The following is a 15490-nucleotide window of genomic DNA, read 5'->3' as shown; positions in this document are numbered from 1 at the left end:
CGGCCACGCTAGCCGGGCCGGGCCCGGGGCCCGGGACCGGCCGTGCCGGGAGAGGGGGCGTCAGATGGCGGCCGGAGGCGCGAATTCCACCCCTTCGGGGAGTCGGGCGGCGCGTTGGGCACCCTCCCCGCGCGACCCCAAATAGCGTCCAGTAGGGTTTGGTCCGCATAAACATCCAAACCCCTGCCCGCACAGGGCCGGCGACCGACCAGCGAGACGGCCGCGCCGACCGTGCGGGCGAGACTCTCGGGAAGGCGCTACGTGAGTCCCAACGGCTCCGACCGCTCGTCGCGGCGCCCGATGCGGCGGAAGCTGCCGCAGGTGCTGACTGCGGGCCTGATCCTGGCGACCGCCACAGGTTGCACGTACAAGGACTTCCCCCGCCTTGGTATGCCTACGCCGGTAACGGAAGAGGCCCCACGGATCCTTTCCCTCTGGCAGGGCTCGTGGGCGGCAGCGCTCGCCACGGGCGTGCTGGTCTGGGGCCTGATCCTGTGGAGCGTCATCTTCCACCGGCGCAGCCGCACCAAGGTGGAGGTACCTCCGCAGACCCGGTACAACATGCCCATCGAGGCGCTGTACACCGTGGTCCCCCTGATCATCGTCTCGGTGTTGTTCTACTTCACCGCACGGGACGAGACGAAGCTCCTCACGCTCTCCCCCAAGCCCGCCCACACCATCAACGTGGTCGGCTACCAGTGGAGCTGGGCCTTCAACTACATCGAGAACGTGGACGGCTCCGCCGCCACGGGCAACGAGATCCCCAAGGAGCTCGACGCCATCCCGAACAGGTTCCGTGAGGCTTTCCCCAAGAACGCTGACGGCGTCTACGACGCCGGCATCCCGGGGGACCGGAACCCGCAGACCGGCAACCCGGGGCCGACCCTCTGGCTGCCCAAGGGTGAGACGGTCCGTTTCATCCTGACTTCGCGTGACGTCATCCACTCCTTCTGGGTGGTGCCGTTCCTCATGAAGCAGGACGTCATTCCGGGCCACACCAACGCCTTCGAGGTGACTCCCAACCAGGAGGGCACCTTCCTGGGCAAGTGCGCCGAGCTCTGCGGCGTCGACCACTCCCGGATGCTCTTCAACGTCAAGGTCGTCTCCCCGGAGCGCTATCAGGCGCACCTCGAGGAGCTGGCGAAGAAGGGCCAGACGGGCTACGTGCCGGCCGGCATCGAGCAGACTGACCCGGCCAGGAATGCGGAGACGAACAAACTGTGAGCATCCTCAACGAACCTCAGGGTGCCGCGGCAGCAGACGACTCGTACGAGGACGAGCTGCCGGTCCGGCGCAAGCAGCCGGGAAACGTCGTCATCAAGTGGCTGACCACCACTGACCACAAGACGATCGGCACGATGTACCTGGTCACATCGTTCGCCTTCTTCTGCATCGGCGGTCTGATGGCGCTCTTCATGCGCGCCGAGCTGGCCCGTCCGGGCACGCAGATCATGTCGAACGAGCAGTTCAACCAGGCGTTCACGATGCACGGCACGATCATGCTGCTGATGTTCGCGACGCCGCTGTTCGCCGGATTCGCGAACTGGATCATGCCGCTCCAGATCGGCGCGCCCGACGTGGCGTTCCCGCGGCTGAACATGTTCGCGTACTGGCTGTACCTCTTCGGCTCGATCATCGCGGTGGCCGGCTTCCTCACCCCGCAGGGTGCGGCCGACTTCGGGTGGTTCGCCTACTCCCCGCTCTCGGACGCCGTCCGTTCGCCGGGTGTCGGCGCCGACATGTGGATCATGGGTCTGGCCTTCTCCGGCTTCGGCACGATCCTCGGTTCGGTCAACTTCATCACCACGATCATCTGCATGCGCGCCCCCGGCATGACGATGTTCCGCATGCCGATCTTCGTCTGGAACGTCCTGCTGACCGGTGTGCTGGTCCTGCTGGCCTTCCCGGTGCTGGCGGCCGCGCTGTTCGCCCTGGAGGCGGACCGGAAGTTCGGTGCGCATATCTTCGACGCGTCCAACGGCGGCGCGTTGCTCTGGCAACACCTCTTCTGGTTCTTCGGGCATCCAGAGGTGTACATCATCGCCTTGCCGTTCTTCGGGATCATCTCGGAAGTGATCCCGGTGTTCAGCCGCAAGCCGATGTTCGGCTACATCGGCCTGGTGGCCGCGACGATCTCCATCGCCGGTCTCTCGGTGACCGTGTGGGCCCACCACATGTACGTCACCGGCGGGGTACTGCTGCCGTTCTTCTCCTTCATGACGTTCCTCATCGCGGTACCCACCGGGGTGAAGTTCTTCAACTGGATCGGCACGATGTGGAAGGGCTCGCTGTCCTTCGAGACACCGATGCTCTGGGCGATCGGCTTCCTGATCACCTTCACCTTCGGTGGTCTGACCGGCGTCATCCTGGCCTCGCCGCCGATGGACTTCCACGTCTCGGACTCGTACTTCGTGGTCGCGCACTTCCACTACGTCGTCTTCGGCACCGTGGTGTTCGCGATGTTCTCCGGATTCCACTTCTGGTGGCCGAAGTTCACCGGCAAGATGCTGGACGAGCGGCTCGGCAAGATCACCTTCTGGACGCTGTTCGTGGGCTTCCACGGCACGTTCCTGGTGCAGCACTGGCTGGGCGCGGAGGGCATGCCGCGGCGTTACGCGGACTACCTCGCCGCGGACGGCTTCACCGCGCTGAACACGATCTCGACGATCTCCTCGTTCCTGCTCGGCCTGTCGATCCTGCCGTTCTTCTACAACGTCTGGAAGACCGCCAAGTACGGCAAGAAGATCGAGGTGGACGACCCGTGGGGCTACGGCCGCTCGCTGGAGTGGGCGACCTCCTGCCCGCCGCCGCGGCACAACTTCCTCACGCTGCCGCGCATCCGCTCCGAATCGCCGGCGTTCGACCTGCACCACCCGGAGATCACGGCACTCGAACAGCTGGATCACCTCTCCGAGGGTGACAAGGCCCTCGCGGGTGGCAAGGAGGCGGGCAAGTGAAGATCCAGGGCAAGATGTTCCTCGGTCTGGCGCTGTTCATCCTCATCATCGCCATCACGTACGGCGTGTGGTCGAAGGAGCCCGTCGGCACCACCGCGCTGGTCCTGGCGTTCGGCCTGAGCGTGATGATCGGCTTCTACCTGGCCTTCACGGCCCGGCGGGTCGACGCGCTGGCGCAGGACAACAAGGAAGCCGACGTGGCGGACGAGGCCGGCGAGGTGGGGTTCTTCTCCCCGCACAGCTGGCAGCCGCTCTCGCTGGCGATCGGCGGAGCCTTCGCCTTCATGGGCGTCGTCTTCGGCTGGTGGCTGCTGTTCTTCTCGGCCCCGCTCCTCCTGATCGGCCTGTTCGGTTGGGTGTTCGAGTACTACCGGGGTGAGAACCGCACCCAGTGACACCGTTGCACCGGTGACACACCGCTCCACCTGACGGGGGGCCGACACTTCCGAGAGGAAGAGCCGGCCCCCCGTTTGCAGTCATCCGGCGCGCTGAAACGGATGAATCTTCTTAGCGTGAGTTCATGAACCACACGCCGCGCATCCGTCCCGTAGTGAGCTGCACTCTGCTGGCCGCGACCCTGGTCGCCGGGGCGGCAGCCTGCGGGAAGTCCGAAGGTCACCCGCTCTCGGCCCAGCCGTACGACGCGGCCGACGAGATCTCCTTCAACACCCCCGACGGCGGCAAGAAGGTCGATCCCGACAAGCCCCTCGAAGTCACCGTCGACAGCGACGACGGCCGGATCACCGACGTATCGGCCGTGGACGCCGCAGGACGCCATCTGGCGGGCGAACTCGACGCCGACGGACACCGCTGGCACTCCACGGCCCCGCTGGCCGCAGGGACCCGCTACACCGTCAAGGTCCGCATGGAGGACGACGACGGCGCCCCGGGCACCCGCACGATGTCCTTCGACACCGCGGCGGCCCAGAAGTTCCTGAAGGTCACCTTCGGCCCCCACGCGGGCACCTACGGCGTCGGGCAGCCCCTCACGGCCCAGCTCAGCGCCCCGGTCACCGACAACGCCTCCCGCGCCACCGTCGAGCGCGGTCTGAGGGTGCGCTCCACGCCCGCGGTCACCGGCTCCTGGTACTGGGTCGACGACAAGACGCTGCACTACCGGCCCAAGGAGTACTGGCCGGCGAAGGCCACCATCGAGGTCAGCAGCAACCTGACCGGCATCAAGGTCACCAACGCGCTCTACGGAGCACCCGCGAAAGCGCTGAAGATCACTACCGGCGACCGCATCGAGGCCGTCACCGACGCCTCGGAGCACTCCATGACGGTGCTGCGCAACGGCGAAGTGATCAACACCATTCCGGTGACCACCGGCAAGCCGGGCTTCGACACCCGCAACGGCGTCAAGGTCGTGCTGGGCAAGGAGTACTACGTACGTATGCGCGGGGAGTCCATCGGCATCGCCGAGGGTTCGTCGGACTCCTACGACCTCGATGTCTACTACGCCACCCGGGTCACCTGGAGCGGCGAGTACGTGCACGCGGCCCCCTGGTCCACCGGATCGCAGGGGTCCGCGAACGTCAGCCACGGCTGCACCGGCATGAGCACCAGCGAGGCCGAGTGGTTCTTCAACACCGTCCGCGAGGGCGACATCGTCAGCGTCGTCGGCAGCGACGGCGAGACCATGACGCCGTTCGACAACGGCTACGGCGACTGGAACCTGTCCTGGGCCAAGTGGCAGAAGGGCAGCGCACTGCACAACGACACCACCGCACCGCGCGTCGACACGGTGCGGGCGGCGCGGCTGCGCCCCCAGGTCTGACGGCCCGGGAGTGCGCCGCCCCTCCGGAAGGCCGGCGGGCGGGGGCTCAGGCCCCCACGGAGAGCCTGGTGCGCAGCAGGGCGGCCAGGGAGTCGGCGAACTCCACCGGTTCGACCGGCAGGGTCACCGCGGCGTCCGCGCGGCTCCAGGTGGCCAGCCAGGCGTCCTGCGGGCGTCCGATCAGGACCAGGACGGGCGGGCAGCGGAAGATCTCGTCCTTGATCTGCCGGCAGACCCCCATCCCGCCCGCCGGGGCCGTCTCACCGTCCAGCACGCAGACGTCGACACCCCCGTGCTCCAGGGCGTCCAGGACGGCGGGCAGGGTGGCGCACTCCAGGAACTCCACCGGCGGCACGTCCGCCGCGGGCCTGCGACCCGCTGCCAGCCTCACCTGCTCACGGGTGTGCGCGTTGTCGCTGTAGACCAGGACCGTGGCGGTCGGCTGCATGGTTCCTCCGTGACATCCGTGTCTTCGGGGCACTCGGGGCGCTCGGTGTACGAGAGCGGCCCGATGCGCGGATCGTACTCCGACCGACAGCCTGTCAGCATCGGTCCGGACAGGGGAAGCATGGGCCGTTCGAGCAGGACACACCCCCCTGACACACCGAACGGCACCCCCCGGAGTGAGGGCGGGATAAGCGACCGACATAATGTCGGTCGTGGCGACAGCAACGACAGTAGATACCGGGCACGCGCACCCGTCGGTCAATCGACCGAACCTCACCAGCGTCGGAACCATCATCTGGTTGAGTTCCGAGCTGATGTTCTTCGCGGCCCTCTTCGCGATGTACTTCACCCTGCGATCGGTGACCGGACCGGAACACTGGAAGGAAATGGCGTCCGCCCTGAACTTCCCGTTCTCGGCGACGAACACCACGATCCTGGTGCTCTCCTCACTCACCTGCCAGCTCGGCGTCTTCGCCGCGGAGCGGGGCGATGTGAAGAAGCTCCGTGCCTGGTTCGTGATCACTTTCGTGATGGGTTCGATCTTCATCGGAGGCCAGGTCTTCGAGTACACGGAGCTGGTGAAGAAGGACGGCCTCTCGCTGTCCTCGGACCCGTACGGCTCGGTGTTCTACCTGACCACCGGCTTCCACGGTCTGCATGTGACAGGCGGCCTCATCGCCTTCCTGCTCGTCCTGGGCAGGACATACGCGGCCAAGAGGTTCACCCATGAACAGGCGACCGCTGCCATCGTCGTGTCCTATTACTGGCACTTCGTCGATGTCGTGTGGATCGGCCTCTTCGCCACGATCTACATGATCAAGTAACCGGGCCCGAGCCCGAACCACATCCAGCATCGACGCAGAAGATCCTGACACCGGGGTAATCCGTGAAAAAGCTCTCCGCACGACGACGCCATCCGTTGGCGGCGGTCGTCGTACTACTCCTCGCGCTGGCGGCCACCGGGGGGCTGTACGCCGCGTTTGCGCCCGCGAGTAAGGCGCAGGCCGACGACACCGCCCAGTCCCTCGCCATCGACGAGGGCAAGAAGCTGTACTCCGTCGGTTGCGCCAGCTGCCACGGAACCGGCGGTCAGGGCACCACCGACGGGCCCCAGCTTGTCGGCGTGGGCTCCGCCGCCGTGGACTTCCAGGTCGGTACGGGCCGTATGCCCGCGCAGCAGCCGGGCGCCCAGGTACCGAAGAAGAAGGTCATCTACAGCCAGGCCGAGATCGACCAGCTCGCGGCCTACGTCGCGTCGCTCGGCGCCGGCCCGGTCGTTCCGACCAAGAGCCAGGTCAGCCCGGAAGGTGCGGACGTCGCCAAGGGTGGCGACCTGTTCCGTACCAACTGCGCCCAGTGCCACAACTTCACCGGCAAGGGCGGCGCGCTGACGAACGGCAAGTACGCGCCCGACCTCAACGGGGTGGACCCGAAGCACATCTACGAGGCCATGCAGACCGGCCCGCAGAGCATGCCGTCCTTCCCGGACTCGACGATGCCCAATCAGCAGAAGCGGGACATCATCGCCTACATCAAGACCGTGAACAGCTCCGAGTCCGCGAGCCCCGGCGGCCTCAGCCTCGGAGGTCTGGGTCCGGTCAGCGAGGGTCTGTTCGGCTGGATCTTCGGGCTGGGCGGTCTGATCGCAGTTGCCATTTGGGTCGCGGCCCACACCGCTAAGGCCAAGAAGTCATGAGTAGCCAAGAGATTCCAGAAGAGAACCTGCCGGAAGAGCAGGGCGCCGCGCACGACGCGGTGGACAAGTCGCACGACCCCTTCGCCGACCCCGGACTGCCGGCACACCAGCCGCGCATCCAGGACATCGACGAGCGGGCCGCGAATCGCTCCGAGCGCGTCGTCGCGACCATGTTCCTGTTGTCCATGCTGGCGACGGTGGGCTTCATCGCCTCCTACGTCATCTTCCCGGTCGACAAGATCGTCTTCATCTTCCCGTTCGGTCATGTGAGCGCGCTCAACTTCTCCCTGGGTCTGACCCTGGGCCTGGCGCTCTTCCTGATCGGCGCGGGTGCCGTCCACTGGGCGCGCACGCTGATGTCCGACGTCGAGGTCGCCGACGACCGGCACCCCATCGAGGCGGCGCCCGAGGTCAAGGCCAAGGTCATGGCCGACTTCGCGGACGGCGCCCGGGAGTCCGCTCTCGGCCGGCGCAAGCTGATCCGCAACACGATGTTCGGCGCGCTGGCCCTGGTGCCGCTCTCCGGCGTGGTGCTGCTGCGCGACCTGGGTCCGCTGCCGGAGAAGAAGCTCCGCAACACCCTGTGGGCCAAGGGCAAGCAGCTGGTCAACATGAACACCATGCAGCCGCTGCGTCCCGAGGACGTCGTCGTCGGTTCGCTGACCTTCGCCATGCCCGAGGGCCTGGAGGAGGACTCGCACGACTTCCAGACGCAGATCGCCAAGGCCGCGCTGATGATCATCCGCATCGAGCCGGACGACATCAAGGACAAGCGCGAGCGCGAGTGGGCCCACGAGGGCATCGTGGCCTTCTCGAAGATCTGCACCCACGTGGGCTGCCCGATCAGCCTGTACGAGCAGCAGACGCACCACGTGCTCTGCCCGTGCCACCAGTCCACCTTCGACCTGTCCGACGGCGCCCGCGTCATCTTCGGTCCGGCCGGTCACGCCCTCCCGCAGCTGCGGATCGGCGTGAACAGCGAGGGCAACCTCGAGGCGCTCGGTGACTTCGAAGAGCCCGTCGGTCCTGCATTCTGGGAGCGCGGATGAGTACTGCGACCACGAACACGCCCGGCGCGGCAGCGCCGGACAATCGGAAGGCGCCCGCCGGTGAGCGGGTGGCCGACTGGGCGGACGGCCGGCTGGGGATCTACTCCCTCGCCAAGGCCAACATGCGCAAGATCTTCCCGGACCACTGGTCCTTCATGCTCGGTGAGATCTGCCTCTACAGCTTCATCATCATCATCCTCACGGGTGTGTACCTGACGCTGTTCTTCCACCCGAGCATGAACGAGGTCGTCTACCACGGCCCGTACGAGCCCATGCAGGGCATCCGGATGTCCGAGGCGTACGCCTCGACGCTGAACATCAGCTTCGACGTCCGCGGTGGTCTGCTGGTCCGGCAGATCCACCACTGGGCCGCGGTCATCTTCCTGGCCGGCATGTTCGTGCACATGTTCCGGGTGTTCTTCACCGGCGCGTACCGCAAGCCGCGCGAGATCAACTGGCTGTTCGGCTTCCTGCTGTTCGTCCTCGGCATGTTCACCGGTTTCACCGGTTACTCGCTGCCGGACGACCTGCTCTCCGGTACGGGTGTGCGCTTCACCCAGGGCGCGATCCTGTCGATGCCCGTCGTCGGTACGTACATCTCGATGTTCCTGTTCGGCGGGGAGTTCCCCGGCGGCGACATCATCGCGAGGTTCTACTCGATCCACATCCTGCTGCTGCCGGGCATCATGCTCGGGCTCGTGGTCGGCCACCTGATCCTGGTCTTCTACCACAAGCACACGCAGTTCGCGGGTCCCGGACGCACCAACAAGAACGTCGTCGGCATGCCGTTGCTGCCGGTGTACATGGCGAAGGCCGGCGGGTTCTTCTTCCTGGTCTTCGGCTTCATCTCGGTCATCGCGGCCATCGCCACGATCAACCCGATCTGGGGAATCGGCCCGTACCGTCCCGACCAGGTGTCCACGGGCGCCCAGCCGGACTGGTACATGGGCTTCGCCGAGGGCTTCGTCCGTGTGATGCCGGGCTGGGAGATCAACCTCTGGGGCCACACGCTGGTCCTGGGCGTGCTCATCCCGCTGGTCCTGTTCGGTCTGATCCTCGGTCTCCTGGCCCTCTGGCCGTTCATCGAGTCCTGGATCACCGGGGACAAGCGCGAGCACCACATCCTGGACAAGCCGCGCAACGCCCCGACCCGGACGGCGCTCGGTGTCGCCTGGGTGACGATCTACTTCGTCATGCTGATCGGTGGCGGCAACGACATCTGGGCGACGCACTTCGACCTGTCGCTCAACGCGATCAGCTGGTTCGTGCGCGTCGCGTTCTTCGCCGGACCCGTCCTGGCGTTCATCGTCACCCGGCGGATCTGCCTCGGCCTCCAGCGCCGCGACAAGGAGAAGGTGCTGCACGGGCGCGAGTCCGGGCTCATCAAGCGCCTGCCGCACGGTGAGTTCGTCGAGGTCCACGAGCCGCTCTCGCCCGAGCACCTGCACAAGCTCACGGCGCACGAGCAGTACAAGCCGCTCGAAATCGGCCCGACGGTCGACGAGAACGGCGTGGAGCGCAAGGTGTCCAGGCTCCAGAAGGTCCGGGCCAGGCTCAGCAAGAGCCTGTACGGCGAGGACAACCAGATCGCCAAGCCCACCGCCGAGGAGTACAAGGAGATCACCAGCGGCCACGGCCACCACTGATCACCCGTTCTGATCGCCACGGCGAGAGCCCCGTCCATTCGCTGGACGGGGCTCTTTGCCGTCCGTGGGGCTCGATAGGGTGTTCCCGACCCCCTTTATCGGCTGTGGACCCCCCAGGAGCGGACCATGAACGTTGTGACCCCGGACGGCGGCGACAGCGTGGCGGCCCCTTCCTGGCCCGGCGTGCTGACCCCCCTGCTGCGCGGCGAGGACCTGAGCGCCGACGCCACCGCGTGGGCGATGGACCGCATCATGAGCGGCGAGGCGACCGACGTGCAGATCGCCGGTTTCGCGGTGGCCCTGCGCGCCAAGGGCGAGACGGTCACGGAGGTCTCCGGCCTGGTCCGCGCGATGTACCAGCACGCCACGACCATCGAGGTGCCCGGCCGGACCGTCGACATCGTCGGCACCGGCGGCGACATGGCCAAGACCGTCAACATCTCCACGATGTCCGCGATCGTCGTGGCCGGGACCGGTGCCAAGGTCGTCAAGCACGGCAGCCGCGCCTCGTCGTCGGCCAGCGGTTCCTCCGACGTCCTCGGGAAGCTCGGCGTCAACCTGGAGCTGTCCCCGCGGCGGGTGGTGGAGGTGGCCGAGGAGGCCGGCATCACCTTCTGCTTCGCGGTGAAGTTCCACCCGGCCCTGCGCCACGCGGCCAAGGCGCGGGCGGAGCTGGGCGCGCCGACCACCTTCAACATCCTCGGGCCGCTGACCAATCCGGCCAGGGTGCGCTCGCAGGCCATCGGGGTCGCCGATCTGCGGATGGCCCCCATCGTCGCCGGTGTCCTCGCCGAACGCGGCAACTCGGCCCTGGTCTTCCGGGGGGACGACGGGCTGGACGAGCTGACCACCACCGCGACCTCGCGGGTGTGGGTGGCCCGGGACGGCGCGGTGCGCGAGGAGTCCTTCGACCCGCGCGACGTCGGCCTGGAACTGGTCCCGGTGGAGGCGCTGCGCGGCGCCGACGCCTCGTACAACGCCGATGTGGCCCGCCGGCTGCTGGCCGGTGGGACGGGCCCGGTGCGGGACGCCGTCCTGCTCAACTCGGCGGCCGCGCTGGTCGCGCTGGACCCGGGCGAGGGCACGCTCACCGAGCAGATCCGCGCCGGAATGGCGAAGGCCGCCGAGTCCATCGACTCGGGGGCGGCCGGGCGGGCGCTGGAGAGATGGGTCGTCGCCAGCAACGCGTGAGCCCATGGGTGTGCGGCAGGGCGCGGTCCGGATTCTGGACCGCGCCTTGCGCGTTCCCGTACATATGGCAGGATGCTGCGCAGGTCATGAGTGACAGCGACTACGGCCCCGGCCCGCTGTCCGGCAACCCTCCGTCCGTGGCGGGGTGCCCCGGGTGAAGACCAGGCCGTAGGCAGCGAGGTCTGCGGCAAGCGCGGACCCCTTGACGTCGCGTGACGTCCGCCCGTGGGGTCCTTGGTCCTCAGGGAGCCTCTTGTGAGCAAGCGAATGCGTTAGGGCCCTCGGCCCTGTTCCGCGTACCCCTCTTCTCTCCACTCCGTGCTGCCGCGTACCCGCAGGCACGCGGAATTCGCCTGCCTGTAACGGGAGTTCGTCATGTCTGTCTTCGCCGCTGCCGCCGACCAGTCCCTTTGTGCGCCTCTGCCGGTTCTGGGTGAGGATGTCCTCGTCCCGTTGGTCACCGGGGGAGAGGTCGGGTACGCCGCGCTGGACTACGCCGCGAGCGCCCCGGCGCTGAAGCGGGTGTGGGACGACGTGGCCGCGTACGCCCCGTACTACGGCAGCGTCCACCGCGGGGCCGGTTACCTCTCGCAGCTGTCCACGGATCTCTTCGAGGGCAGCCGCGCCACGGTGGCCGAGTTCCTGGGCTGCCGCCCCGGGGACCAGGTGGTCTTCACCCGGTCGACCACCGATTCGCTGAACCTGCTGGCCGCCGCGCTGCCCGCCGACTGCCAGGTCTTCGTCTTCGAGACCGAGCACCACGCCTCGCTGCTGCCCTGGCGCGATGCCCGGGTGACCTACCTGAACGCCCCGCGCACCCCCGCCCAGGCCGTCGCCACCCTGGAGCGCGCCCTCGCCGACCGTGAGCCTTCCCCGAGCTCTCAGCTTCGTTCGAGCAGGGGAGGCCCCATTGGTCCCGCGCTGGTCTGCGTGACCGGCGCGTCCAACGTCACCGGTGAGCTGTGGCCGGTCAGGGAACTGGCCGCCGCCGCGCACGCCCACGGCGCGAGGATCGTCCTGGACGCCGCCCAGCTGGCCCCGCACCACCCCCTCGACATCGCCGAACTGGACGTGGACTGGGTCGCCTTCTCCGGGCACAAGCTGTACGCGCCGTTCGGCTCGGGTGTCCTGGCCGGCCGCTCCGACTGGCTGTGCGGCGCCGAGCCGTACCTCGCCGGCGGCGGCGCCTCCCGCAAGGTCGCCCGGCGCGCGGACGGCGGGGTCGACGTCGAGTGGCACACCACCGCCGCCCGCCACGAGGCCGGTTCGCCCAACGTCATCGGCGTCTACTCCATCGCCTCCGCCTGCAAGGCGCTCACCGAGGCCGGCTTCGACCGGCTGGTCGCCCGTGAGCAGCACCTCGTCGGCGAGGTGCTGGCCGGGCTCGCCGAGGTCCCCGAGGTCAAGGTGCTCTCGCTGTTCGGCGACGACGCCCCGCGGGTCGGCGTGATCTCGTTCGTGGTGGAGGGCTGGAACAGCTCCCACTTCGCCGCCGCCCTGTCCGCCGAGTACGGCATCGGGGTGCGCGACGGCCTCTTCTGCGCCCACCCGCTCGTGCGCACCCTGCTCGGCAGCGACCCGGGTGAGGCCGGCGAGTGCGGGGCGCCGGAGGCCGAGCCGGGCGAGAGGTCGCTCAACGCCATCCGGGTCAGCTTCGGCGCCGGTACGCCGGACGAGCACATCGAGCGGTTCCTGCGGGCGGTCCGGGAACTGGTGAGCGACGGGGCCCGCTGGAAGTACCGCACCGAGGACGGCCGTTGCGTCCCGGACCGGGGCGCGGCCCAGGTCTGACACGGGTCCGCGTGCGACCGCGGCCGGGTACGGAGCCCCGTACCCGGCCGCGGCCGCGTGTGCGCGTACGTCCCTACGCGTCCAGGCCGATGGAGAAGGCCGCCTCCAGGTCGTGCTGCGAGTACGTACGGAAGGCGACGTGGGTGTCGGTTCCCTCGACCCCGGGGATCTTGCTGATCCGGCCGGGGATGACCTCGGCGAGATCGTCGTGCTTGGACACCCGGACCATGGCGATCAGGTCGTAGGTACCGGTGACCGAGAAGACCTCGCTGACGCTGTCCAGCGCGGCGATGGCCTCGGCGATCTCGGGAATCCGGTCCACGCTGGTTTTGATGAGCACGATCGCGGTGATCACGGCTGGCTTTCTCCCTCGGTGGCCGTGGCTGGAGACTTCACTCTAGCCCCACGTCCGTACCGCCCCCAGGCGTAGAGGAACCCGGTGGCGAAGCCGACCACATGGGCCAGGTAGGCCACCCCCGGGCCGCTCCCCGCGCCCTCGGCGGCCAGCCACTGGAGGACGAACCAGAAGATCAGCACCATCCAGGCGGGGAAGCGCAGCGGCAGGAAGAGCAGGAACGGGAAGAGGCTGGTGACCCGGGCGCGGGGGAAGAGGTAGAGGAACGCCCCCAGCACCGCCGAGATCGCCCCCGACGCGCCGACGAGCGTCTGGTCGGACGTGGCGTGCGCCGCCGCGTAGGCGAGCAGGGCGAGATAGCCGCAGCCGAGGTAAAAGAGGGCGAACTCCGTGTGGCCCATGCGCTCCTCGGCCATCGCGCCGAACACGTACAGGAACAGCATGTTGCCGAGCAGGTGCAGCCAGCTGCCGTGGACGAAGAGCGCGGTGAACGGGGCCAGCACGGCGTGTGCCGAGCCGTCCCACAGTTCGCTCGGGATGACGCCCCACCGTTCGAAGTACCCCGCCTGGGCGGCGAGCAGGGCGTCCGCGCCCCCGCTCACCGGGACGAAACCGGAGAGCGGGCTGATGACGAACACCGCGCAGCACAGGGCGATGAGGGCGTACGTCACCGGCGGCCCGCCCGAAGTGGCCGCGCGCAGGAGCCTGCCGGCCGCACTCCGCCGATCGATCATGAACAGAGCATGACGCAAGCGGAGCGAACCGGACAGAGCGCCTCGCCGTGCCGGAGGGAAGCGCCGAGGCCGTAGGGTGACAGGTGGACATCCGCAGTTCGACGGCGCACCGCGAGACCCTTGTCCGGCAGCTCACGGCTCGACGAAAGAGGACGCACCGATGACGACCGTTCCCCAGCCGACCGACGCGACCCGCTGGCGCTGCACGCTCTGCGGAAACCTCACGCGCTTCGACGTGACGCGCTCGTCCAAGGTCGTCGAGTACGTCCATCTCGACCTGGCCGGGGAGTCGAGCGTCGAGGAACGCGAGGTGGTCAGTGAGACCATCGAGTCGGTGCGCTGTCGTTGGTGCAACGCAGTGGACCAGATCGAGCTGGTTGACAGGCCGGGTGCCGACTCCTGACGGGGCCGTGCGGAGACACATGAGGTGACGGATGGTGGAGCAGCCCGCGGGCGGCGCCGCGTCGGCCGAAGGGGCCGACGACGCCGTGGAGGCGCTCGACCGCCCGCTGCCCGAAGGGGTACGGCGCCGGGTCGTCGCGCTGGTCTCGGACGCGTTCGGCGGTCTCACCGTGACCGAACTGCCCACTCAGCTGAGACAGTACGCCCGCTTCACGCCGTCCCGGCGCGCCAAGTTCGCCGGGAACGCGATGGCGGCCGCGGTCGCGGGCGACGCCGTGTTCCGACGCCGTATCGGCGACCGGCTCCGGGAGTCCCAGCCGGAGCTGACGGGCGCCCTGGAGGCCGGGGCGCCGCCCGCCGCCGCCGACCCGGTGGACGTGGCGGCGGCCGCCTATGTGCTGCGGCCCGACGGCTGGGTGAAGCTGGTCGCCGCGGCGGGCGAGGAGGTCCAGCGGGCCGACGCCGAGCGGGCCGACGAGGAGACCAGGCGCGAGCTGGAACGGCTGCGTGAGGAACTCGCCCTGGCCAGGGCCCAGACCAGGAGCGAGACGGAACGGCTCCGCGCCGAGCTGGAGGCGGCCCGCAGGGAGGCCGACTCCCTCCAGCGCAAGCTGCGCAGCGCGCTCAGCGAGGTCAAGCGCGGCGAGGCCGCGCTGCGCCGGGGCAGGGCCGAGACCGATGCCGTACGCGCCGAGGCGGCCGCCCAGGTCTCCGCGGCCGAGAGCGAGACCCGGCGGCTGCGGGCGAGGCTCGGGGAGGCCGAGGCGTCCGTCGAGGCGAGCCGCCGGGCCGCCCGCGAGGGGCGCTCGGTCGAGGACATGCGGCTGCGGCTGCTGCTGGACACGGTGCTCGAAGCGGCCGGCGGGCTGCGGCGCGAACTGGCGCTGCCGCCCTCGTCGATGCGGCCGGCGGACAGTGTGGACGCGGTCGAGCCGGGCCGGATGTCGCCCAAGGACATCGCGGCCAGGGCACTTTCGGAGACCGATCCGGCGCTGCTCGACCAGCTCCTCGCGCTGCCGCAGGCCCATATGATCGTGGACGGCTACAACGTCACCAAGACCGGCTATCCGCAGATGCCGCTGGAGAAGCAGCGGCTGCGGCTGCTCGGCGGCCTTTCGGTGCTGGCGGCGCGCACGGGCGCCGAGATGACCTGTGTGTTCGACGGGGCCGAACTGGCCGCTCCGGTGCTGCTCGCGCCGCCGCGCGGGGTGCGGGTGCTGTTCAGCAAGCCGGGTGTCACCGCCGACGAGCTCATCCGTCAACTGGCGCGCGCGGAACCGTCCGGGCGGCCGGTGGTCGTCGTCTCCACCGACCGCGAGGTGGCCGACGGAGTGGCGAAGGCGGGGGCCAGGCCCGTTGCGTCCGCCTTGCTCCTGAAGCGGCTTTCGCGGGTTTAGCGCACCTTGCGGTGACTTGCCGGAGGTTAAGGAACGGACCGTCAAGTC

The 15490-nt window shown here is 68.7% G+C and carries 15 protein-coding genes and 1 riboswitch; of the genes, 12 read left to right on the top strand and 3 right to left on the bottom strand.

Annotated features, from left to right (window positions below; genetic code table 11):
* The first annotated feature begins 261 nt into the window (after positions 1-261).
* The 4 genes from ctaC to P8A18_RS07880 all read left to right on the top strand — a co-directional run bounded on the left by ctaC (position 262) and on the right by P8A18_RS07880 (position 4734).
* Positions 262-1224 carry an aa3-type cytochrome oxidase subunit II gene (ctaC, locus tag P8A18_RS07895; protein WP_018555461.1) on the top strand — a complete coding sequence of 321 codons (963 nt, stop codon included), beginning with the start codon at positions 262-264 and terminating at the stop codon, positions 1222-1224.
* Complete coding sequence (gene ctaD, locus P8A18_RS07890; protein WP_018555462.1) at positions 1221-2957, top strand: aa3-type cytochrome oxidase subunit I; 1737 nt, start codon at positions 1221-1223, stop codon at positions 2955-2957. Before ctaC ends, ctaD begins: the two co-directional genes overlap by 4 nt.
* Entirely contained in the window at positions 2954-3352 is a 399-nt protein-coding gene (locus P8A18_RS07885; protein ID WP_306053018.1) for a cytochrome c oxidase subunit 4, read from the top strand. Before ctaD ends, P8A18_RS07885 begins: the two co-directional genes overlap by 4 nt.
* 125 nt (positions 3353-3477) lie before the next feature.
* Positions 3478-4734, top strand: a complete 1257-nt coding sequence (locus P8A18_RS07880; protein ID WP_306053016.1) for a L,D-transpeptidase — start codon at positions 3478-3480, stop codon at positions 4732-4734.
* A gap of 46 nt (positions 4735-4780) precedes the next feature.
* Here the strand turns inward: P8A18_RS07880 and P8A18_RS07875 are convergent, their stop codons facing one another.
* A complete protein-coding gene (locus P8A18_RS07875; protein WP_018104389.1) occupies positions 4781-5182 on the bottom strand; it encodes a response regulator transcription factor in 402 nt (133 codons plus the stop codon).
* A gap of 202 nt (positions 5183-5384) precedes the next feature.
* On the opposite strand from P8A18_RS07875, the gene ctaE reads away from it, so the two are divergent.
* The 6 genes from ctaE to P8A18_RS07845 all read left to right on the top strand — a co-directional run bounded on the left by ctaE (position 5385) and on the right by P8A18_RS07845 (position 12554).
* Positions 5385-6005 (top strand): aa3-type cytochrome oxidase subunit III, encoded by a 621-nt coding sequence (ctaE, locus tag P8A18_RS07870; protein ID WP_026250335.1) that lies wholly within the window; start codon positions 5385-5387, stop codon positions 6003-6005.
* 62 nt (positions 6006-6067) lie between these two features.
* Complete coding sequence (gene qcrC, locus P8A18_RS07865; protein WP_026250336.1) at positions 6068-6877, top strand: cytochrome bc1 complex diheme cytochrome c subunit; 810 nt, start codon at positions 6068-6070, stop codon at positions 6875-6877.
* Positions 6874-7926: a cytochrome bc1 complex Rieske iron-sulfur subunit gene (gene qcrA / locus P8A18_RS07860; RefSeq protein WP_306053013.1), complete on the top strand. Its 1053-nt coding sequence runs from the start codon at positions 6874-6876 to the stop codon at positions 7924-7926. Before qcrC ends, qcrA begins: the two co-directional genes overlap by 4 nt.
* Positions 7923-9572: a cytochrome bc1 complex cytochrome b subunit gene (qcrB, locus tag P8A18_RS07855; protein WP_306053011.1), complete on the top strand. Its 1650-nt coding sequence runs from the start codon at positions 7923-7925 to the stop codon at positions 9570-9572. Before qcrA ends, qcrB begins: the two co-directional genes overlap by 4 nt.
* Before the next feature lie 126 nt (positions 9573-9698).
* Positions 9699-10763 carry an anthranilate phosphoribosyltransferase gene (trpD, locus tag P8A18_RS07850; protein WP_306053009.1) on the top strand — a complete coding sequence of 355 codons (1065 nt, stop codon included), beginning with the start codon at positions 9699-9701 and terminating at the stop codon, positions 10761-10763.
* A gap of 82 nt (positions 10764-10845) precedes the next feature.
* A riboswitch (SAM riboswitch) is annotated at positions 10846-10963 on the top strand.
* A gap of 175 nt (positions 10964-11138) precedes the next feature.
* A complete protein-coding gene (locus P8A18_RS07845) occupies positions 11139-12554 on the top strand; it encodes an aminotransferase class V-fold PLP-dependent enzyme (RefSeq protein ID WP_306053007.1) in 1416 nt (471 codons plus the stop codon).
* Between the two features lie 73 nt (positions 12555-12627).
* Here P8A18_RS07845 and P8A18_RS07840 read toward each other — a convergent pair whose 3' ends face one another.
* The gene (locus P8A18_RS07840; protein ID WP_018555470.1) at positions 12628-12909 is read right to left on the bottom strand and encodes an Lrp/AsnC family transcriptional regulator; all 282 of its coding nucleotides are present in this window, start codon (positions 12907-12909) and stop codon (positions 12628-12630) included.
* Positions 12906-13643 carry a rhomboid family intramembrane serine protease gene (locus P8A18_RS07835; protein ID WP_306053004.1) on the bottom strand — a complete coding sequence of 246 codons (738 nt, stop codon included), beginning with the start codon at positions 13641-13643 and terminating at the stop codon, positions 12906-12908. Before P8A18_RS07835 ends, P8A18_RS07840 begins: the two co-directional genes overlap by 4 nt.
* A gap of 160 nt (positions 13644-13803) precedes the next feature.
* Here P8A18_RS07835 and P8A18_RS07830 point away from each other — a divergent pair, with 160 nt between their 5' ends.
* Entirely contained in the window at positions 13804-14046 is a 243-nt protein-coding gene (locus P8A18_RS07830; RefSeq protein ID WP_018555472.1) for a hypothetical protein, read from the top strand.
* 34 nt (positions 14047-14080) lie between these two features.
* Positions 14081-15442 (top strand): NYN domain-containing protein, encoded by a 1362-nt coding sequence (locus P8A18_RS07825; RefSeq protein ID WP_306060746.1) that lies wholly within the window; start codon positions 14081-14083, stop codon positions 15440-15442.
* The last annotated feature ends 48 nt before the right edge of the window (positions 15443-15490 follow it).

It is taken from the genome of Streptomyces sp. Mut1 (assembly GCF_030719295.1).
GTDB lineage: Bacteria > Actinomycetota > Actinomycetes > Streptomycetales > Streptomycetaceae > Streptomyces > Streptomyces castrisilvae.
This window is presented reverse-complemented; position numbering and strand designations above follow the sequence as displayed.